We start from the raw sequence: 20668 nt of genomic DNA, 5'->3' as shown, positions 1-20668 counted from the left end.
CAGCCGCCGACAGCCCTAGGTTTGACGGCCAACGGCTTGAACCCTACTACAAGGATCGCGATGAAAATTCTTCTGGCAATTGACGGCAGCGAGTTCAGCAAGCGCCTGCTGGTTTATGTGTGCAACCACGCAAGCTTGTTTGGCAAAGACCACCAATACACACTGCTCAATGTGCAAACGGCCTTGCCCTCGCGAGCGCGTTCTGCCTTGGGCAAAGAGGTCGTGGAGGGCTATTACGCCGAGGAATCAGGAAAAGTCATTTCCGCAGCCGACAAGTTTTTACTGCGCCATGGCATTGGCTCCAAAGGGCTTGCCAAAGTTGGTCCGGCCGCATCCACGATTGCCAAGGTTGCAAGCCAGGGCCGGTACGACTTACTGGTCATGGGTTCGCACGGCCACGGTGCCTTGGCCACGCTGGTCATGGGCTCAGTGGCCACCCAAGTGGTGGCGCAGTGCAAGGTGCCTGTGTTGCTAGTTCGCTAACCCCGCAGGCACAACCGGTCGGCTAGCGGGCACTGATGCCGTTGAAGCAGGTAGACATCACCACATCCACGATCTGCGCGTCGTCGTACTGGCCGCCCATTTGCAAGAATTCCAGCACCGGATCACACGCTCGCGCGTACAGCGTGTACAAAATGGCAATGGCCGGAAGCTTTTTGTCCAAGGCACCTGCGGCTTGGGCCTGTTCAATCCAAGCACCGAGCACATCGCTGACGGCCACCAAGACCTCAAGATAGTCTGCAGTACCAATCAGGGTGGCGCGCAAGCTGGAGTTCTGGCTGGGCAACGAAGGCATCTCACCTGCCAACTTACGCTCCATAGTCCAACGCACCACCGCGCGCAGGTTGTCCAGCGGCAGCGCATCCACTGGCAGCGTCGCAATAAACGCTTGTGCGCTGCGCATCACTCGCACCATGGCGGCGGCGGCGAGGTCCTCTTTGCTGGGGAAATGTTTGTACAGGCTGGCTTTGGCAATACCAACGCTGGCAGCCACCTCGTCCACCGTCATCGCCTCGAAGCCTTTTTGCGACAACAAGCCGTTGACGGTTCGGATGATCGCGTCCTCCCGCGCCTGCAGCATTTGCTCTTTGAACGACACTTTGACCACGTTGCTGGATTTCATGTCCGAAGTTTAGCCGCTGTCGTCGGTTCGCGAAGCCGTCGATTACTTTGTGACCGGTCAGTTTATTTGTCAGTCCCCAGAGCCAGCTTCGCGCCCTCGGTCAAAGCCCGCGTGAGCTGGTCAATCACCGCCGAGTCCAGGTTCCAACAATGCCAGTACAAGCGCACCGACAAGCTGTGGTGTGGCGTGAGGTTGACCAAGGCTCCGCTGGCCAGCAGGCCCTGCACTTGTAGATACGGCACCACACTGGCGCCCCAGCCGGCCAGAACCGCCCGCACCTGGCCTTCCGAGCTGGGCACAAAGCGCTGGCGCAATGTGACACGACGCAGGCCCAAGGACCGGGCGACGAAATCGGATTGCAAGTCGTCCTTGCGGTTGAACGCAATGAATGGCACCTGGCGGAAGTTGTGCGCTGAGAGCCCCTGTGCGCAGCGCGTCCGCGCATAGTCCTTGGCCGCCACAGCAACATAGCGCATGTCGCCCAAGGGCTGCACTTTGCAGCCCCGCAGCGCCTGCTTGAGACTGGTTACACAACCCAGAACTTGCCCCTCGCGCAACCATTCGTGGGTGAAGTCTTGGTCGTCGGTGATGATTTCAAGCGGCAGGCCAGCATCGACCAATGGTCCCAGAGCGGGCAGTGCCCAGGTGGCGATGCTGTCGGCGTTGATGGCGATCGATATGCGGTCTTCCTCGCGCAGCACGCTAGCGCTGGGGGTGAGGTCCTGTAGATCATTGTCCAGATCGGCGCGCAACAGCCGCATTTGCACCGCGTGCTTGATGAGCAAACGGCCCGCTGCGGTGGGTTTGAGCGGGCGGCTGCGCACCAACAACACCGCTCCCACCTGGGCTTCGAGTGCGCGCAATCGCTGCGACACCGCAGACTGCGTGACCGACAGGCGCACTGCAGCACGCTCGAAGCTGCCCTCTTCGACGATGGCGGCCAGGCATTCCAGTGCATCGGTGTCAAAGGTGCGCATGCATTAATTATTAGTAAATCTAATGATTTCTGAATTTAATTCATTTTGCTGTTCGGCTACTCGCCATTGCACGACACTGTCACCATGAAAATCACCGTACTTGGCGCTGGCATCATTGGCATCAGCACCGCGTGGCACTTGGCACAGCGCGGGCACAGCGTGACCGTGGTGGACCGCCAGAGCGACGCCGCCTTGGAAACCAGTTTTGCCAATGCAGCGCAGATTTCTGTGAGCTACTGCGAGCCCTGGGCCAACAAGGACGCCCCTTGGAAAGCCCTTAAGTGGATGTTCAGCAAAGAAGCACCGCTGCTGTTTCGGCCACAGTTTCCGGTGGGCGCGGGCTGGCCCCAGTACCGCTGGGGGCTGGAGTTCTTGGCCAACTGCAACGATCGCGCGTTCGAGCGCAACGTGCAGCAACTCGTGGCTCTGGGCTCTTACAGCCACACGGCACTCAAAGACATCGTCGCCGCCACCGGCATCGAGTTCAACCGGCTGCAAAAAGGCATCGCGCACTATTACTTGGACCAACAGGCCTTCGACGCCGCGGCCGACTCAGCCGCTCTGATGGCCAAGTACGGCGTCAACCGCCGGGTGGTGAGTACCGCCGAGTTGCTGCGCATCGAGCCCGCGTTCCGGCAGTTTGGCCAGCACATCGTGGGCGGGACTTACACCGAAAGCGACGAGAGCGGCGACGCCCGCGTGTTCACCCAGGCCCTGGCCCAGCGCTGCGCTGCGCTGGGGGTTGGGTTTTTGTGGAACCACGATGTGCTGTCGCTCGACCTCCGCGATGGGTCGGTGGAGTCGGTACGCGTGCGCAACCAGGTGAACGGTAGCACCCAAGCACTGCAGAGCGACGCGTTCGTGGTGGCCATGGGCTCGTATACCGCGCCGTTGCTGCGCAGCGTCGGGCTGAACCTGCCGATCTATCCGGGCAAGGGATACAGCGCCACCTTCAAGATTCTCAAGCCCGAGCTTGCTCCCACCGTGAGTTTTATCGACGACTCGGTGAAATGCGCCATGAGCCGACTCGGCGACGAACTGCGCATTGCCGGCACGATCGAGGTGGGCGGCTACGACACACGGCTCGACACCGCCCTGGCGCGCGCCCGCTGCCACATGCTGGCGCGCCGCGTGGAAACGGTGTTCCCCGGCGTGTGCGACACCCGCTTGGAGGAGCAAGGTGGCAACCCGCGCTTTTGGACCGGCCTGCGCCCGGCCACGCCCACCAATATTCCGTACATCGGCAAGTCCCGCGTGGGCAAGCTGTGGGTCAACGCCGGCCACGGCACGCTGGGCTGGACGCACGGCGCGGGCTCGGGCAAGGCGATCGCGGAATTGCTGTGCGGCCAGCGGCCTGAGATGAACTTCCGGTTCTACGGCTTCTAGCGCGGCTTTTCTAAGGCGGCTAGCGCGCGGCGGTTGCAGCCACGGCGCTTGGCGCGTGCGCAGCCTCTAAACAAGCCTGGAACGCACGGGTCGCGCGAGAAGGTTGCGGCGAACGGCGGGTAATGCCGAAAAAGTCGCATGCGTAATGGAACAGCGCCGGTTGGATGGCTTGCATCTTTCCATCTGCCACAAAGCTTTGGGCGTAGTGGATAGGCAAAAAACCCAGAAAGCGCCCCGACAAAATCAGCGTCGCAATCGACTCCTGGTCGAAGCCGGTGGCTTTGCGCGGCATGCGCCGCTGCTGGCTGATTTCCATATTGGGCGAGTGGTAGCCCAAGCCAGCAAACGCATGGCTGCGCAAGCTGCTCCAGTCCAGCGCCTGCGCCTCGGCTGTGGGCAGTGGCCCATCCGAAAACAGCGGGTGGCCTGTACCGCAATACAGCAGCATGGCCTCATCAAACAGCCGGGTGTACTCCAGCATGTCCGAGCTGCGGTGGCCCGGAATCACACCAATATGAAACTGGCCGTCGAGTACACCGCGCTCGATCCCGTTGAGCGTGGAGACATGCAGGTTCAAAGCAACGTCGGGTGCTCGCTCGGCGAACAGCGCAATCGCTTGCGCGATGTGACACGCAGGGTTGCTGGCGGTTTTGTCAAACACCGCCACATGCAACTGCCCGCCCATGCGCTGGTGGATTTCGTCCACGCCGGCGCGAAACGCGTCGGTAGCCGACAGCAGCTGACCGGCTTGCGCATAGATCTGCTCGCCCTCGGCGGTGAGCGCAAAGCCGGCGCGGCCCCGGCGGCACAGCACCAGCCCCAAACGCGTCTCCAGGTCTTTGATGTGGCGGCTCACCGTGCTGGTGCCGATGTTGAGCTCCAGCTCTGCCGCCGCCATGCCGCCGCAATCGACCACGGTGCGAAACACCCGCAGCAGCCGCAAATCCATGTCGCTGATTTGGCCCAGGACGGCGCGGCCTTTTAGTTTCATAAACCCGCAAGCAGATAGTGATAAACCTCACTATATCGAAGTATCAACAGAGCGCAGAATCGCACTTTGCGCCTGCTAACACCCATCTGCAGTCAACCCCTTGGCCTGGAGACACCCCATGAAGCCCAACGACTCCCACAGCACCCAGCACGCCGTCACCACCACCACGCCCTACCCGCAGGATCCCGCGTGGATGGACGCGCACTGGATGCCCTACACCGGCAACCGCAACTTCAAGGCCAACCCGCGCATGATGGTCAGCGCCCAAGGCGCCTACTACACCGACGCCAGCGGGCGCAAAATTTTTGATGGACTCTCCGGCCTGTGGACCTGCGGACTGGGCCACTGCCGCCCCGAAATCACTGAAGCAGTGTCCAAGCAAATTGGCACCATGGACTACTCGCCTGCGTTCCAGTTCGGCCACCCACTCTCTTTTGAGCTGGCCAACAAAATCAGCGCGCTCATGCCCCAAGGCCTCAACCGGGTGATGTTCACCGGCTCGGGCTCCGAGTCGGCCGACACCGCTTTGAAGATGGCTCGTGCTTACTGGCGCGCCAAAGGCCAGGGCACCAAAACCCGCCTGATCGGCCGCGAAAAGGGCTACCACGGCGTCAACTTCGGCGGCATCTCGGTGGGCGGCATCGGCGCCAACCGCAAGCATTTTGGCCAAGGCGTAGAAGCCGACCACCTGCCCCACACCCAGTTGGCCAGCAATGTGTTTTCCAAAGGCATGCCGCCCAACGGCGCCGAACTGGCTGACGAGTTGCTGCGCCTCATTACCCTGCACGACGCCAGCAACATTGCCGCCGTCATCGTCGAACCCATGTCGGGTTCGGGCGGCGTGGTGGTGCCGCCGGTAGGCTACCTGCCGCGCCTGCGCGAGATCTGCACCGCCCACAATATCCTGCTGATTTTTGATGAGGTGATTACCGGCTTTGGCCGCATGGGCGCTTACACCGGCGCAGCGGCGTTTGGCGTCACGCCCGACATCCTCAACGTGGCAAAGCAGGTCACCAACGGCACGCAGCCTATGGGTGCGGTGATTGCCAAGACCGAGATTTACGACACCTTCATGGCCGCCGGCGGCCCGGAGTACATGCTGGAGTTTCCGCACGGCTACACCTACTCGGCCCACCCGGTGGCCTGCGCTGCCGGGATCGCCGCACTGGACGTGCTGGTGAAAGAACACATGGTCGAACGCGTGGCGGCGCTGGCGCCGCACTTCGAAAACGCGGTGCACAGCCTCAAGGGCACCAAGCACGTGACCGACATCCGCAACTGCGGCTTGGCAGCGGGCTTCACCATCGCAGCGGTCCCCGGCGAACCCGCCAAGCGGCCGTATGAGATCGCGATGAAGTGCCTGGAAAAAGGCTTTTACGTGCGCTACGGCGGCGACACCATCCAGCTCGCGCCGCCCTTCATTGCCGAGAAGGCAGAGATCGACAGCCTGATCAACGCGCTGGGCGAGGCGATCCACGCCACCGCCTAGGCACCCAGCCAGAGACACCGAACCATGACCCAAGTTCCCACCGTTGGCCACCTGATTGGCGGCCAGATCACCACCACCGGCAGCCGCGCGCAAGATGTATTCAACCCCGCCACCGGGAAGGCCGAAAAGCGCGTGCTGCTGGCCGACAAGGCCACGGTAGAGCAGGCCATCGCCAACGCGCAGGCCGCGTTCCCTGCATGGCGCAACACGCCGCCGCTCAAGCGCGCCCGCGTGATGGCCAACCTCAAGGTGCTATTGGAGCAACATGCCGACGAACTCTGCGCCTTGATCACCGCCGAACATGGCAAGGTGCTGGCCGACTCCCTGGGCGAGTTGCAGCGCGGCATTGAAAACGTCGAGTACGCCAGCTACGCACCCGAGTTGCTCAAGGGCGAGCACAGCAAAAACGTGGGGCCGGCGATTGACTCGTGGAGCGAGTTCCAGGCACTGGGTGTGACGGCCGGCATCACCCCGTTCAACTTTCCCGCCATGGTGCCTTTGTGGATGTGGCCCATGGCCGTGGCCTGCGGCAACTGCTTCATTCTCAAGCCCTCAGAACGCGACCCATCGAGCACCTTGCGCATCGCCCAACTTGCGCTGGAAGCGGGCTTGCCACCGGGCGTGCTCAATGTGGTCAACGGCGACAAAGAGGCCGTGGATACCCTGTTGATTGACCCTCGCATCAAGGCAGTGAGCTTTGTCGGCTCCACCCCGATTGCGGAGTACATCTACGCCACCGGCTGCGCCCACGGCAAGCGGGTGCAGGCCCTAGGTGGCGCCAAGAACCACGCGGTGGTCATGCCCGATGCCGATGTGCCCAACGCGGTCAACGCGCTGATGGGCGCAGCATTTGGCTCGTGCGGCGAGCGCTGCATGGCGATTCCGCTGGTGGTAGCCGTGGGCGACGGTACCGCCGAGGCCGTCATTGCCGGTCTGAAAGTGGAGATGGCAAAAATGAAAGTTGGCTCCGGCTTCGATGCCAAGAGCGACATGGGCCCGCTGGTCACCAAACCGCATTTTGAGAAGGTCAAGGGCTATGTGGACCAAGGCGTGGCCGAAGGTGCCACCTTGCTGGTAGATGGCCGTGGCGTCCAGGTCGAAGGCCACGAGGAGGGCTACTTTCTCGGCCCCTGCCTGTTTGACCACGTCAAGCCCGGCATGAAGATTTACCAGGAAGAAATTTTCGGACCGGTGTTGGGCGTGGTGCGCGTCAAAACCCTGCAAGAGGCGATGGACCTGATCGACGCGCACGAGTACGGCAACGGCACCTGCATCTTCACCCGCGACGGCGAGGCGGCGCGCTACTTCACCGACAACATCCAGGTCGGCATGGTGGGCGTGAATGTGCCGCTGCCGGTGCCGGTGGCCTACCACTCGTTTGGTGGCTGGAAGCGTTCGCTGTTTGGCGACCTGCACGCCTACGGCCCGGACGCGGTGCGCTTCTACACCAAGCGCAAAACCATCACCCAGCGCTGGCCCTCGGCCGGAGTGCGCGAAGGTACGGTCTTTAGTTTCCCCAGCTCACGCTGATGCGCCCGCGCAAGGTGGCCTTGCGCCACCCTGCGTGCACCGTGCCACAAGGGATAATCCGACCCCTATGGCACTGATCACCCTTCTCGACGCCCAACTTGCCTTTGGGCACGTTCCCCTGCTGGACCACACGGACTTTTCTTTGGAGGCGAACGAGCGGGTCGGGTTGATTGGGCGCAATGGGGCGGGCAAGTCGTCCATGCTCAAGATCTTGGGCGGCATGGAAAAACCTGACGACGGCAGCTTGCAAGTGCAAAGCGGCACCCGTATTGCCTACGTGGCTCAGGAGCCGGTACTGGACGCCGATGCTTCGGTGTTCACCGCGGTCAGCGTGGGGCTGGCCCGCACCATCGACCTGATCGAAACCTACTGCCAAGGCCAGGGCGACCTCGACGCGATGCAGGCCGAGATCGAATCGGTCGACGGATGGAACTGGGAGCAGCGTGTGCGCGAAACCCTGCAGCGCTTGCACCTCGATCCCGACGCCATAGTGCGCACCTTGTCGGGTGGGACCAAAAAGCGCGTCGCGCTCGCCCAGGCGCTGGTGGCCCAGCCCGAGGTGCTTTTGCTGGACGAGCCCACCAACCACCTCGACCTTGACTCGATTGAGTGGCTCGAGGGCCTGCTCACCGATTTCCGCGGCAGCATCATCACCATCACCCACGACCGCTCATTCCTGGACAACGTGGCCACCCGCATCGTCGAGCTCGATCGCGGCAAGCTGCTCTCCTACCCAGGCAACTTTGCAGCCTACCTGCTGCAAAAAGAAGAGCAGCTGGCGCAAGAGGCGGTCATCAACGCACGCGCCGACAAACTGCTGGCCCAAGAAGAAGTGTGGATCCGCAAAGGGGTGGAAGCCCGCCGCACCCGCGCCCAAGCCCGCATCGTGCGCCTTAACGAGTTGCGCGCCAAACATGCCGCCCGCCGCGAAGTGCTGGGCAGCGTCAACATGGATCTCAACAGCGGCGCAGCCAGCGGCAAGCTGGTGGCGGAGCTAACCCATGTGTCCAAAAGCTTTGGCGATCGGACCATCGTGCGGGACTTTTCCGCCACCATTTTGCGGGGCGACAAAATCGGCCTGCTGGGCCCCAACGGCGCGGGCAAAACGACCTTGCTCAAGCTCATCTTGGGCGAACTCAGAAGCGACCCCGCGCCCGCCCACGCACCGCCACCCGAGCCCGGTCACAGCCCCTGGGGCACGGTGCGCCAGGGCGCCAACATCTCGGTGGCCTACTTCGACCAGATGCGCAACGCGCTGGACCTGGACGCCACGCTGGAAGACTTCATCAGCCCGGGCAGCGAGTGGATCGAGATTGGCAACAAACGCCAGCACGTCAAAAGTTACCTGGGCGACTTCCTGTTTTCGCCCGCCCGCGCCAACTCGCCGGTGCGCTCCCTCTCCGGTGGCGAGCGTAACCGCCTGTTACTGGCGCGGCTTTTTGCGCGACCGGCCAATGTGCTGGTGCTCGACGAGCCCACCAACGATTTGGACATTGACACCCTCGAGTTGCTGGAAGACTTGTTGCAGAACTACGACGGCACCGTGTTCTTGGTCAGCCACGACAGGACGTTTTTGGACAACGTGGTCACCAGCACGATTGCCTTCGAAGGCGACGGCCGCTGGCGCGAGTTCGAAGGCGGCGTGACCGACTGGCTCACCCAAAGCAGCCGCGCCAATGCCATCGCCCAGGCCAAAGGGAGCAAAGGGGCAACGCCGTTTCACTACGGGCGCGACCAGCCCAACCCAGCGCCCAAGCCTGCCACGGCCGCCACTGCGGGTGCGACTCCGGCTGCGAGCAATGCTGGCGCTACCGCACCGCTTAAGGCCCGCAAGCTCAGCTTCAAAGAGCAACGCGAACTCGACAGCCTGCCCGACACCATTGCCACTCTGGAGGCAGAGCAGGCACGCATCGCGCAGGCCCTGGCGGACGGAAGCCTGTTTGCCAAGGACAACGCCCAAGCCCTGACCCTGGCGGCGCGCAACGCAGAGATTGATGATGCGCTGCTGGCGGCGCTGGAGCGCTGGGAAGCACTGGGCGGCGGGTGACGTTGACGACCGCGCGCATTGCGGCTACCGTGCGCCTTCGCCGCTCTGGCGCCTCCTTTTCGTCTAAGTAAACCCCCATGGGACTTCGCCGCAGTATTGCCCTTTCGCTGCTGGGCATCCTTGCCTTGCTGGCAGCGCTGACCTTGGCGGTGCTGCGCTGGGACACCCAGTCCAATGCCACCCGCATGGAGCGGCTCGAAGCAAGCGGCGACCTGCGCCGATTGGTAGCGTCTTTGGACGCCCGTGCCCTGCAAGTGCAGGGCATATTGATGTCTTGGTCCAACTGGACCGCGTTGCACGGCTATCTGATCCAACCGAGCGCTGCCTTTCGCGCCGAGGAACTCACGCCACAAACGGTGGCAGTGGCCGGTGCCGATTGGCTATCGCTGTTTAATGCAGACGGAAAACTGGTGGACATCGTAGAAGTACCGCAGGCTGACGGTTCCCAGCCTGCAACCTTGGAAACGCGGCGCCACGCAGCGGCCTATGCCGCTTACTTCAAAGCCCACCCCGGCGCCCACGGATGCGGAGCGGTGCAAGCCCGCGAGCGTTTGGCATTCGCCTGCTTCAGCCCGGTGCTCAAAAGCGATGGCCGCGGCGAACCCGCTGGAACCGCTGTCTTGGGCAGTTGGATCCATCCCAACACAGTACAACTCGTCTCCGACCAGACCGGTCTGGCCTTCGAGCTGGTGGCCATGCCAGTCGGCTCCACGGACTACAGCGTGCCGGTGATGCCGGTGCCAGCGAGCGGCTTTCGGCCTGAGGCAGTGTCGATGGAGATGTTTAGCGATCGGCTGGAACTGCGCTATCCCATATGGAGCATCTTTGCCAAACCGATTGGCGAGCTGCGCATGCAGTGGCCCAGGCGCGATACCGCCGCGCTCCAAAAGGGCTTGGCCACCACGCAGTGGGTGGTGGTGGCGCTGATAGGCGTGTGTGGGCTCTTGATCGTGGTGCTGCTGGACTCGCTGGTGGTGCGCAGGCTCAACCGCCTGCGCCAGGAGTTGGGGCACATCGTGCAATCGAAGGACTGGAGTGGCGCGCTCACAGTCCATGGGCGCGACGAGATCACCGCCTTGGCGCGCAACATCGACGCGGTGATCGGCATCGTGCGCAACCAAGTGGCCGAACTCAAAAACCTTTCCAACACCGACACGCTCACGGGACTGCCCAACCGGCGCGCCTTCAACCACCGGCTTTCGCACCTGCTCGCGCAACGGGGTCGCAAGGATGTGGCGACGTCATTGCTCTTGGTCGATATCGACTACTTCAAGCGCTACAACGACACCTACGGACACCCAGCAGGCGATGCGGCGCTGCAGCGCTTGGCCGATTGCTTTCGGGCCACGCTGCGCCGGGAGCTGGACATGCCAGCGCGCCTGGGTGGTGAGGAATTCGGCGCTTTGCTGGAGCAAACCGATGCCAGCCAGGCCTTGGCCACCGCCGAAAAACTCCGCACTGCCGTCTTGGACATGGGCCTGGAGCACCGCGCCGGTTTGCCCCTCGAATGCATGACCATCAGTTGCGCCGTGGCAGAAATGCGCGCCGGCGATACCGCCAGCAGCCTTTACCAACGCGCCGACAAGGCCTTGTACCTGGCCAAAGCCGCCGGTCGCAACCGGGTAGTGGTGGCCGAGTAGCACGCGACAAAGGTGGTTTATCCTGGGTTCATAATGGCGAGCGCGTTGGGGCAATTTCCGTACCGACAAACCAAGGGCCACGAATCGCCAACAATGCACATGGGCGGCGGCCAACCGCAGGTTGGAACCACGAGGTGCGCCGCTCCTTTACTTAACCCACAGGACTTACCGTTATGTCAAATCGTCGTGAATTCATTGTTCAAGTCAGCCTGGGCGGCGGCGCGCTGCTCGCAGGTTCAGCCTTCGCACAAGGCACCATGCTTTCGGAGACCGATAAGCAGGCTGTGACTCTGGGTTACAAGGCCGATACAACCAAAGTCGACAAAACAAAGTTTCCCAAGCACACCGTCGACCAAAAGTGCTCCAACTGCGTCCTGTATCAAGGTAAAGCCAGCGACAAGGCGGGCGGCTGCGGCGCATTCCCCGGCAAGCAAGTGGCGGGCAATGGTTGGTGCAGCGCCTGGGCCAAGAAGGCCTAAGCTGGTTGGCTATGTTGCGCCTTCGCGGGCGCAACACCTCACCCGATCGGTGATTCAGGTACCTCAGCGACTGCGCTGCGGGTGAGCTCAAGTGCCTGCGCATACACCGCATTGCGTGGCGCGCCCGTGATGGCAGAAGCCAGCCGCACTGCAGTTTTCAGCGGCAGCTCTTCGAGCAATAAACCCAGCACGCGCACTTCGGTGTGCGTGCTCTTTTGTACCTGCGCGGGGTGCAGCACCAATGTGAATTCACCACGCAAGCGTTTTGCGTCTTCTTGCAGCCACGACATCAAGCCAGAGGCTGGCACGGTGGCAATCTCTTCAAACTGTTTGGTGAGTTCCCTGCCCAGGGTCACTGGCCGCTCACCCAACACCGCCAACGCACCCGCCAAGGCCTCGATGCGGTGGGGCGCCTCCAACACCACAGCCGCGCGCGCCTCCAGCGCCAGCGCGTTGACCGCTTGGGCACGCTCGGTCGCTTTACTCGGCAGAAAACCGACAAACACGAACCCTGCTGATGGCATGCCGTCGGCCACTACACCGCTGACCGATAGCAAGGCTGTCACGCTGCTGGCACCGGGCAGCGGAATCGCGCGCAAGCCCTGAGCGCACACACACGCTGCCAAGCGAGCGCCAGGGTCGCTCACACCAGGCGTACCTGCGTCGCTAACGTAGGCCACACGTTGGCCTTGGCGCAGCCGCTCGATCACGCGGTTCGCCACCTGTTCCTCGTTGTGCTGGTGCAGAGCCAGCAGTTGGCCACCCGTCTTGTGGATGCCATAGGCACGCAGTAGATGCTGGGTGTGGCGGGTGTCCTCACAAGCCACGGTATCTGCCAAATGCAGAACATACAACGCCCGCAGCGTGATGTCGGCCAAGTTACCAATGGGCGTGGCTACCATGTAAAGCGCGCCTTGCGGGTGGCTCTGCCCTTCGGCAGCCTGCGTGGCAGCCGCCAGAGCAGAAGTTAAGGACGCACTCACTATGGGTTTCCTTCCATCAAGACCACCGCCCGAACGCACCACCAAACAAATCGGGGATGCTGCGGAAGACGCTGCCTTGGCACACTTGCAGCGTCAGGGTTTGCGGCTGGTCGCGCGCAATTATCGGACGCCCGGTCGCGGCGGCGGCGAAGTCGACCTGATTGTGCAAACCCCGAATGGAACCATCGTGTTCGTCGAGGTGCGCAGCCGCGCCGATGCGCGCCATGGTGGCGCGGCCGCCAGTGTAGGTTTTGCCAAACAACGCCGCATTGTGTTCGCCGCACGCCACTACCTGATGCGCCAAAGACAGGTGCCCCCATGCCGGTTTGATGTGGTCGTGATTGAACCCGAAGGCATCACCTGGTTGCAAGCCGCGTTCGATGCCCCATGAGCCGTGGGCTTGGGCTAGGCGGTTATCATCCCGCACTATGCTGGAACAACGAATTCACCAACACTTCATCGACAGCGCCGACCTGAAGTACCAGGCGGCAGATGTCCTTTGCAAGCCAATTGCGGCAGCGGTGCAAGCGGTGCTGGCGTGCCTGACTGGGGGCGGTAAGGTGCTGGTGTGTGGCAACGGGGGTTCCGCGGCCGATGCGCAACATTTCTCCGCCGAATTCATAGGCCGTTTTGAACGCGACCGTCCCGAGCTGGCGGCCATCGCACTCACCACCGACACCTCAGCCATCACCGCGATTGCAAACGATTACGATTTCAGCGTCATATTTTCACGCCAGGTGCGCGCACTGGGCCAACCCGGTGACGTGCTAGTAGCGATCTCCACCAGCGGCAATTCAGGCAATGTGCTCGCAGCGATCGAGGCAGCACACGAGCGCGACATGGTCGTCGTCGGCCTGAGCGGTCGCGGCGGCGGCAAGATGAACCACGCACTCAAGGACACCGACGTGCACATCTGTGTGCCGCACGATCGCACTGCGCGGGTCCAGGAAGTGCACATCCTTAGCTTGCACTGCATTTGCGATGCGGTGGATGCCCAACTTTTGGGCGACCAGGAAACCCAGAAATGAAAACCCAAAACCTTGCCCGGCCCCTGGCCTACTTGCTTTTGCTTGGCGCAAGCGTCGCCGGCCTGACTGCCTGCTTTCCACTTGTCATGGGCGGCGCGGTGGTGTCGGGCACCATGGTTGCCACTGACCGGCGCACCTCGGGCACCGTAGTCGAAGACAATGCCATTGAAATCAAAGCCAACCGGCGTATCTCGGTCAACGTCGGTGACCGGGTTCACGTGAATGTCACCAGCTACAACCGCCAGGTCCTGCTCACTGGAGAAGTGCCCAATTTGCAAGACAAGCAACTGGTGGAAAAACTCGTGACCGAAGTCGAGAACGTGCGCAACATCGTCAACGAGCTTACGGTCATGGGCAACTCCACCTTGACCCAGCGCGCCTCCGACACCTTGGTGACCAGCCGCGTTAAGGCGAACCTAGTCGATGCGCGGGACCTGATCGCCAGCGCCTTCAAAGTCACCACCGAGCGCGGCACGGTCTATGTGATGGGGCGCGTCACTCAGCGTGAAGCCAACCGTGCCACCGAAGTCATTACAAGCACCTCGGGTGTACAGCGCTTGGTCCGCGTATTTGAAATCATCAGCGAGGACGAGCTGGCCCGCACTTTGCCAACGCCTGCGCCTGCCAAAAAGTAAGCTGCTCCCGGGTTGCGGGGCAGCATACGCGTAACCCGCTTACTTGAGCCGCTTGATCAGGCTCGACGTATCCCAGCGGTTGCCGCCAAGCTGCTGAACATCGGCGTAAAACTGGTCTACCAAGGCAGTGACTGGTAGCCGCGCGCCGTTGCGCTTGGCTTCGTCAAGTACCAGTCCCAGATCCTTACGCATCCAGTCCACCGCGAATCCGAAATCGAAGCGGTCGGCCACCATGGTTTTGCCACGGTTGTCGAGCTGCCAACTTTGCGCTGCGCCTTTGCCAATGACATCGAGCACCTGCGGCATGTCCAAACCCGCACGCTGGCCAAAAGCGATGGCTTCAGAGAGGCCCTGCACCAAGCCAGCGATGCAGATTTGGTTGACCATTTTGGCAAGCTGGCCCGAGCCACTGTCCCCCAGGAGGGTGAACGCTCTGGAAAATGCCATGCCTACCGGCTGCGCTGCACCGAAGGCCGCCGCTTGGCCACCGCACATGACAGTCAACATGCCGTTTTGTGCACCGGCTTGGCCGCCCGAGACCGGCGCATCTACGAAGTGAAGCCCGGCCTGTTGGGCCAGCGCAAACAGCTCACGCGCCAGCCGCGCCGAGGCGGTGGTGTGGTCCACAAACACCGCGCCAGGCTTCATGCCGGCGAACGCGCCGTCCTCCCCGAGGGTGACGCTGCGCACGTCGTCGTCATTGCCAACGCAGCAAAAGACGATGTCAGCCCCTTGTGCGGCTTCACGCGGCGTCGCTGCATGGCGGTGCGGGCCCAGTGTGCTGACTCGGTCGCCAAACTCGGCGCACCAGGCTTGGGACTTAGCCTGCGTGCGGTTGTAGACGGTAACCCGGTGGCCCGCACCAGCAAGGTGGCCGGCCATGGGATAGCCCATGACACCCAAGCCTAGAAAAGCGACCGAGGTCGGAGTGCAGGCGTCGTAAGTTTTGGAGGGAAGTGAAGACATGGCTAAATGATGGCGAGGTTTTCGGTACCGGCGGCCAGATCGGTGGACCTACCTCGCCGGCTGCTGAGTTTTATTTGCAGCCGCAGATCGTTGACCGAATCTGCATAGCGCAAAGCGTCCTGGTACGTAATCAGATCGTTCTCGTAAAGGTCGAACAGCGACTGGTCGAAGGTCTGCATGCCAGCGTTGCGGCCTTTTTTCATGATCTCCTTGATCTCAGCTACATCGCCCTTGAGGATGAGATCGGCCACCAGCGGGGTGTTTACCATCACCTCCACCGCTGCCACCCGGCCCTTACCGTCTTGCCGGGGCACCAGCCGCTGGGACACCACCGCATTGAGATTGAACGACAGATCGGTCAGCAACTGCTCACGCCGGTCGTCGGGGAAAAAGTGGATGATGCGGTCCAGCGCCTGGTTGGCACTGTTGGCATGCAGTGTGGCCAGGCACAAATGCCCCGTCTCAGAAAACGCGACGGCATTCTCCATCGCTTGTCGGTCGCGTAATTCGCCCATCAAAATCACATCTGGCGCTTGGCGCAGGCTGTTTTTCAAGGCGGCTTCCCAGCTGTCCGTATCCAAGCCCACTTCGCGCTGCGTGATCACGCAGTTCTTATGCGGGTGAATGAACTCCACCGGGTCTTCGATGGTGACGATGTGGCCCCAGGAGTTTTCGTTGCGCCAATCCACCATCGCCGCCAGTGTGGTCGATTTGCCCGAGCCGGTCGAACCCACCATGATGCACAAACCGCGCTGGGCCATTACCACGGGCTTAAGCACCTGCGGCAATCCCATGCCGTCAATCGTAGGCAGCACCGCCGGTATCACCCGCACCACCATGCCAACCTTGCCCTGCTGGATGAACACATTGACCCGAAAGCGCCCGATTCCCGGGGGGGAAATCGCAAAGTTGCCTTCCTTGGTGCGCTCAAACTCGGCAAGCTGCTTGTCACTCATGATGGCGCGCGCCAAGGCCATAGTGTGTGCGGCCGTCAGCGGTTGCGGCGACACCTTGGTGAGCTTGCCGTCGACCTTGATCGCCGGAGGAAACTCGGCGGTGATGAACAGGTCGCTGCCTTCGCGACTGAGCATCAGCCGCAAGAGCTCGTTGATGAATGTGCTTGCTTGGTCGCGTTCCATGGCGCCGTCCTTGCTAGCCGGAGAAGTTTTCCGGCATTTTTGCCTTGCCGCGGGCCTCGGCCGCGCTGATCACATTGCGCTTGACGAGGTCTGCCAAGTTTTGGTCCAACGTTTGCATGCCCTGGCTGTTGCCCGTCTGGATGGTCGAGTACATCTGCGCGATCTTGGCCTCACGGATGAGGTTGCGAATAGCGCTGGTGCCCAGCATGATTTCGTGGGCCGCCACCCGGCCTTGACCGTCTTTGGTTTTGCACAGCGTTTGTGAAATGACCGCTTGCAGGGACTCCGACAGCATGGCGCGCACCATTTCCTTCTCGTCCGCAGGGAACACATCGATGATCCGGTCGATGGTTTTGGCGGCGCTGGAGGTGTGCAGCGTGCCAAACACCAAGTGACCCGTTTCTGCCGCCGTCATGGCCAGGCGGATGGTCTCCAGATCGCGCATCTCGCCCACCAGAATGGCATCGGGGTCCTCGCGCAGAGCCGACTTCAGCGCGGCGGCGAAAGACAAAGTGTGCGGCCCGACCTCGCGCTGGTTGATCAGGCACTTTTTGGACTCGTGCACAAACTCGATCGGGTCTTCCACGGTCAGGATGTGGCCAAACTCGGTTTCGTTGAGGTAGTTCACCATGGCCGCAAGGGTGGTCGACTTGCCCGAGCCGGTCGGTCCAGTCACCAGTACCAGCCCGCGCGGTTTGAGCGCAAGTTCACCAAAGATCTTGGGCGCGTGGAGTTGTTCAAGCGACAAAATTTTGCTGGGAATGGTGCGAAACACCGCGCCGGCACCGCGCTGGTGGTTGAATGCGTTGACCCGAAACCGCGCCAAGCCGTCGATCTCGAAGGAGTAATCCACCTCCAAAAACTCTTCGTAGTGCTTGCGCTGGCTGTCGTTCATGATGTCATACACCATGCTGTGAACCTGTTTGTGGTCCAGCGGATCGACGTTGATGCGGCGTACATCGCCGTGCACCCGGATCATCGGCGGCAACCCGGCCGATAGGTGCAAGTCGGACGCCTTGTTCTTCACACTAAAGGCAAGCAGCTGGGTGATGTCCACGCGAACCTCATTTAAAGCATGTTGTTTGCTACGCTTGGGGATTATGACCACGATTGCACACCACCTTGCGCAGCTGCACCAGCGCGTCCTGCAGGCCTGCGCCCAGAGCGGGCGACCGCCCCACAGCGTGGCGGTGCTGGCGGTCTCCAAAACATTTGGCGCCGACGCGGTGCGCCAAGCCTACGCCGCCGGGCAGACGGCCTTTGGCGAAAACTACATTCAGGAGGCGCTGGACAAAATGACTGCGCTGTCCGACCTGCCCTTGGTGTGGCACTGCATCGGTCCGGTGCAAAGCAACAAGACCCGCCTGGTGGCCGAGCACTTCGACTGGGTGCATTCGGTGGACCGGCTCAAGGTCGCACAGCGACTAAGCCAGCAGCGCCCCGCGTCCCTGCCTGCGCTGCAGGTGTGCATTCAGGTCAACACCGATGGTGGTGCCAACAAGGCTGGCGTCACGGCGGCAGGGCTGGCCGATCTGGCGGCGCAAGTGCGCGCCCTGCCACGCTTGCAGCTGCGCGGCTTGATGAGCATCCCCGAACCCGCCGCCTCGTTTGAAGCCGCCTGTGCGGTGCACCTGCAAACCAAGGCCTTGTGGGACCGCCTCAACGCGCTGGGTTTTGGTTTGGACACGCTGTCGCTTGGCATGTCGGCCGACCTGGAAGCTGCCATCCACAGCGGCAGCACGCTGGTGCGGATAGGTTCTGCAATCTTTGGTACGCGTGGAATCGGGGCTGCAGCGCCATCAGAGCAGCTTTAGGCGGGTGGTGTCTTTGACCTCTTCCATCACCGCGTAGGTTCGGGTTTCGCGCACGCCAGGCAGTTTCCACAGAACGGCACCTGCAAACGCACGGTAGGCATCCATGTCTGCCATGCGGGTTTTGAGCAGGTAATCAAAACCTCCGGCGACCATGTGGCACTCCAAGATTTCTTCGTGCACCTGCACAGCCGCCTTGAAAGCATCAAATACATTGGGCGTGGTGCGGTCCAGCAGCACCTCCACAAACACCAGCATGGCAGCGCGCAGCTTGCGCGGGTTGAGCCGCGCTTCGTAGCCCAGGATGTAGCCTTCTTTGTTCAAACGCTGCACCCGCGCCAACACGGCGGTGGGCGAAAGGGCCACCAGCTCGGCCAGTTTGAGATTGGCGATGCGGCCGTCCTCTTGCAAGATGGCCAGAATTTTCAGATCGATGCGGTCCAGATCGGTACGCTGTGCTGTCAAGGTCGCCATGTTTATGACAGGCGCGGACGCGAGCGCAAGTAGGCATCGAAACTGACCGCATCCATAGGTCGAGCAAACAGGTAGCCTTGCGCGAAATCACAACCTGCTGCGCGCAACAAATCGGCCTGCTCCTGCGTCTCGACGCCTTGGGCTATGACCTGGATCCCCAGTTTGTGGGCCATGGCAATGATGGCCTGCGACAAGGCCAAAGCGTCCGAGTCTGGAGCGATTTTGCGCACAAACCCTTGGTCAATCTTGAGGTAGTCAATGTGGTGCGCCTGCAAGTTGGCCAAGGAGGATGCGCCGCTGCCGAAGTCGTCAATCGACACCTGGATACCATCGCTGCGTATGGCGCGAATCTGCTGCGCAATGCTTTGGCTGGAGTTGAGCAGCAGGCTTTCTGCAATCTCCACCACGATGCTGCGTTCGCCCAAGCCAAGCTCGCGCAACTGTTGGTGCCAAGTGACCTGGTCGCCACCGGGCCGGTAAAACTGCACCGGGGACTTGTTGATGCTTACCTGAAAGTCGCTGTGGTGGGACGCCCGCCAAGCTTGGGCCTGGGCCGCCACGGTAGAAAACACCCACTGGCTGATCTCGGAAATCAGCCCGGTGGACTCAGCCACCGGCACAAACACCGAGGGCTCGACCAAGCCGCGCTCTGGGTGCTGCCAGCGGATGAGCGCCTCGGCCTTGTGCACCGAACCATCCTTGAAACTGTGGATGGGCTGGTAAGCCACCCAGAACTGGTTTTCGCGCAAGGCCGAGCGGATGTCTTGGGTCAACCAAATCCGGCTCTCCGCTTGGTCTTGCAACTCTTGGGTGAAAAAGCTAAACCGGTTGCGTCCCGCGCTTTTCGCGGCATACATCGACTGGTCCGCCCGCTTGACAAGGCCCGCCACATCGGTGGCGTCGTCTGGGTACACAGCGATACCGATGCTGGCACTCACAATCCCGCTACCACCGGTCAACGGGTAGGGTTGGCAAAGTGCTTGCAACACGTTGCCCGCAATCGTCTCGACCGGGCGCAAGTCTTCCAGGTCGCCCAGAATCACCATGAACTCGTCTCCACCGACCCGTGCGACTGTGTCCGCACTGCGCACACAGTCGCGCAACCGCTGCGACGCCATCACCAGCAGGCAGTCCCCTTGGTCATGACCCAGTGTGTCGTTGATCTGCTTGAAGTGGTCCAGGTCCAACATGAGCAGCGCCACTTTGCGATTGTTGCGCTGGGCACGCAGTATTTCAGTTTGCACTCGGTCCGGAAACAACGAGCGGTTGGGTAGATCGGTTAGCGGGTCAAAATGGGCCAGGTGCCGGGTGGCCTCCTCGGCCTCGCGCCGGCTGGTGATGTTGTTACCCACGCCTCGGTAGCCGATGAACCGCTGCTGGGCGTCAAACACCGGTTGACCCGAGATCGCATAGTGCACCAGGCGGCCTTGCCCATCGGGGCGCGAAACCTCGAAGTTACTAAACGCTTCGCGCCGGTCCAAAAGAGCGCGGTGCGCCGCCCAATCGGCAGCTCCCAGGTTGGAACACGGCAGCTCCCAGCGGGTTTTCCCCAGCAGCGCTGCCTCGGTTTGGCCGGTCGTGGACTCGAAGTTGCCCCCAATGTAGGTGAACCGGTAGGCGCTGTCTTGCTCCCACCACCAGTCACAGGCCAGTTCGGTCAATGCACGAAAGTGTTGCTCAGGTGCTAACAGAGCCTGCTGGCGCGCGCCGCGCCGTGCATCCAGCACGCATGCCAGCGCTGCAAGCAGCCCCGCAGCGCCGAGGGCCAGTCCCAACCACAACCAAACCGCATGGGGCCCATCGGCGCTCACGTTCGCTACCAGCAAGGCCAAGCAGAGTGCGCCACCGCCCCAGCAGGCAATCAACAACAAAGCCAGCCGAAGCGGTGGAAAAAAGAAATGGGAAGGGTTCGCTGCAGCGACGCGTTGTGGAGACTGGCTGGACATGGCGAATCCTAAGCGAGGGCAGCG

General features: G+C 61.9%; 20 protein-coding genes. 11 read left to right on the top strand and 9 right to left on the bottom strand.

The features are described from left to right. Positions 1–60 precede the first annotated feature (60 nt). On the top strand, positions 61–483 hold the full coding sequence (locus tag ACILRC_RS13475; RefSeq protein WP_395669893.1) for a universal stress protein: 423 nt from the start codon (positions 61–63) through the stop codon (positions 481–483). 22 nt (positions 484–505) lie between these two features. On the opposite strand, the gene ACILRC_RS13470 is transcribed toward ACILRC_RS13475, so the two are convergent. Together ACILRC_RS13470 and ACILRC_RS13465 are read right to left on the bottom strand one after the other, a co-directional pair. Then, on the bottom strand, positions 506–1123 hold the full coding sequence (locus tag ACILRC_RS13470; protein ID WP_395669892.1) for a TetR/AcrR family transcriptional regulator: 618 nt from the start codon (positions 1121–1123) through the stop codon (positions 506–508). A 62-nt stretch (positions 1124–1185) separates the two neighbouring features. After that, complete coding sequence (locus ACILRC_RS13465; RefSeq protein WP_395669891.1) at positions 1186–2100, bottom strand: LysR family transcriptional regulator ArgP; 915 nt, start codon at positions 2098–2100, stop codon at positions 1186–1188. 84 nt (positions 2101–2184) lie between these two features. On the opposite strand from ACILRC_RS13465, the gene ACILRC_RS13460 reads away from it, so the two are divergent. Then, complete coding sequence (locus ACILRC_RS13460) at positions 2185–3486, top strand: D-amino acid dehydrogenase (protein WP_395669890.1); 1302 nt, start codon at positions 2185–2187, stop codon at positions 3484–3486. Positions 3487–3505: 19 nt separating this feature from the next. On the opposite strand, the gene ACILRC_RS13455 is transcribed toward ACILRC_RS13460, so the two are convergent. Next, complete coding sequence (locus ACILRC_RS13455) at positions 3506–4477, bottom strand: LysR family transcriptional regulator (protein ID WP_395669889.1); 972 nt, start codon at positions 4475–4477, stop codon at positions 3506–3508. Between the two features lie 193 nt (positions 4478–4670). Between ACILRC_RS13455 and ACILRC_RS13450 the strand changes: the two genes are divergently transcribed. The 5 genes from ACILRC_RS13450 to ACILRC_RS13430 all read left to right on the top strand — a co-directional run bounded on the left by ACILRC_RS13450 (position 4671) and on the right by ACILRC_RS13430 (position 11662). Next, a complete protein-coding gene (locus ACILRC_RS13450; RefSeq protein WP_395669901.1) occupies positions 4671–5966 on the top strand; it encodes an aspartate aminotransferase family protein in 1296 nt (431 codons plus the stop codon). A gap of 24 nt (positions 5967–5990) precedes the next feature. Next, positions 5991–7496, top strand: coding sequence for a CoA-acylating methylmalonate-semialdehyde dehydrogenase (locus ACILRC_RS13445; protein ID WP_395669888.1), 1506 nt, complete (start codon positions 5991–5993; stop codon positions 7494–7496). A 67-nt stretch (positions 7497–7563) separates the two neighbouring features. Further along, on the top strand, positions 7564–9543 hold the full coding sequence (locus tag ACILRC_RS13440) for an ATP-binding cassette domain-containing protein (protein ID WP_395669887.1): 1980 nt from the start codon (positions 7564–7566) through the stop codon (positions 9541–9543). 77 nt (positions 9544–9620) lie between these two features. Next, positions 9621–11183, top strand: a complete 1563-nt coding sequence (locus ACILRC_RS13435; RefSeq protein ID WP_395669886.1) for a diguanylate cyclase — start codon at positions 9621–9623, stop codon at positions 11181–11183. 173 nt (positions 11184–11356) lie between these two features. After that, a complete protein-coding gene (locus ACILRC_RS13430; RefSeq protein ID WP_395669885.1) occupies positions 11357–11662 on the top strand; it encodes a high-potential iron-sulfur protein in 306 nt (101 codons plus the stop codon). Between the two features lie 38 nt (positions 11663–11700). Here the strand turns inward: ACILRC_RS13430 and rsmI are convergent, their stop codons facing one another. Next, positions 11701–12645: a 16S rRNA (cytidine(1402)-2'-O)-methyltransferase gene (gene rsmI / locus ACILRC_RS13425; protein ID WP_395669884.1), complete on the bottom strand. Its 945-nt coding sequence runs from the start codon at positions 12643–12645 to the stop codon at positions 11701–11703. A gap of 1 nt (position 12646) precedes the next feature. Between rsmI and ACILRC_RS13420 the strand changes: the two genes are divergently transcribed. The 3 genes from ACILRC_RS13420 to ACILRC_RS13410 are packed head-to-tail and all read left to right on the top strand — an operon-like array spanning position 12647 to position 14308. Continuing rightward, positions 12647–13036 carry a YraN family protein gene (locus ACILRC_RS13420; RefSeq protein ID WP_395669883.1) on the top strand — a complete coding sequence of 130 codons (390 nt, stop codon included), beginning with the start codon at positions 12647–12649 and terminating at the stop codon, positions 13034–13036. A gap of 37 nt (positions 13037–13073) precedes the next feature. Continuing rightward, the gene (locus tag ACILRC_RS13415) at positions 13074–13673 is read left to right on the top strand and encodes a phosphoheptose isomerase (protein ID WP_395669882.1); all 600 of its coding nucleotides are present in this window, start codon (positions 13074–13076) and stop codon (positions 13671–13673) included. Next, positions 13670–14308, top strand: coding sequence for a BON domain-containing protein (locus ACILRC_RS13410; RefSeq protein WP_395669881.1), 639 nt, complete (start codon positions 13670–13672; stop codon positions 14306–14308). Before ACILRC_RS13415 ends, ACILRC_RS13410 begins: the two co-directional genes overlap by 4 nt. A gap of 39 nt (positions 14309–14347) precedes the next feature. Here ACILRC_RS13410 and ACILRC_RS13405 read toward each other — a convergent pair whose 3' ends face one another. Genes ACILRC_RS13405 through ACILRC_RS13395 form a run of 3 tightly spaced genes read right to left on the bottom strand, consistent with a single transcriptional unit; the run spans position 14348 to position 17470 of the window. Then, a complete protein-coding gene (locus tag ACILRC_RS13405; RefSeq protein ID WP_395669880.1) occupies positions 14348–15274 on the bottom strand; it encodes an NAD(P)-dependent oxidoreductase in 927 nt (308 codons plus the stop codon). Between the two features lie 2 nt (positions 15275–15276). Further along, positions 15277–16413 (bottom strand): PilT/PilU family type 4a pilus ATPase, encoded by a 1137-nt coding sequence (locus ACILRC_RS13400; RefSeq protein WP_395669879.1) that lies wholly within the window; start codon positions 16411–16413, stop codon positions 15277–15279. 13 nt (positions 16414–16426) lie between these two features. Continuing rightward, on the bottom strand, positions 16427–17470 hold the full coding sequence (locus ACILRC_RS13395; protein ID WP_395669878.1) for a type IV pilus twitching motility protein PilT: 1044 nt from the start codon (positions 17468–17470) through the stop codon (positions 16427–16429). 43 nt (positions 17471–17513) lie between these two features. On the opposite strand from ACILRC_RS13395, the gene ACILRC_RS13390 reads away from it, so the two are divergent. Continuing rightward, positions 17514–18227: a YggS family pyridoxal phosphate-dependent enzyme gene (locus ACILRC_RS13390; RefSeq protein ID WP_395669877.1), complete on the top strand. Its 714-nt coding sequence runs from the start codon at positions 17514–17516 to the stop codon at positions 18225–18227. On the opposite strand, the gene ACILRC_RS13385 is transcribed toward ACILRC_RS13390, so the two are convergent. Both ACILRC_RS13385 and ACILRC_RS13380 read right to left on the bottom strand, forming a co-directional pair. Beyond that, positions 18213–18698, bottom strand: a complete 486-nt coding sequence (locus ACILRC_RS13385; RefSeq protein ID WP_395669876.1) for an Lrp/AsnC ligand binding domain-containing protein — start codon at positions 18696–18698, stop codon at positions 18213–18215. The genes ACILRC_RS13390 and ACILRC_RS13385 overlap by 15 nt on opposite strands. A 2-nt stretch (positions 18699–18700) precedes the next feature. Next, complete coding sequence (locus ACILRC_RS13380) at positions 18701–20644, bottom strand: putative bifunctional diguanylate cyclase/phosphodiesterase (RefSeq protein WP_395669875.1); 1944 nt, start codon at positions 20642–20644, stop codon at positions 18701–18703. Between the last annotated feature and the right edge of the window lie 24 nt (positions 20645–20668).

This window comes from Rhodoferax sp. (assembly GCF_044236835.1).
Lineage (GTDB): Bacteria > Pseudomonadota > Gammaproteobacteria > Burkholderiales > Burkholderiaceae_C > Allorhodoferax.
This window is presented reverse-complemented; position numbering and strand designations above follow the sequence as displayed.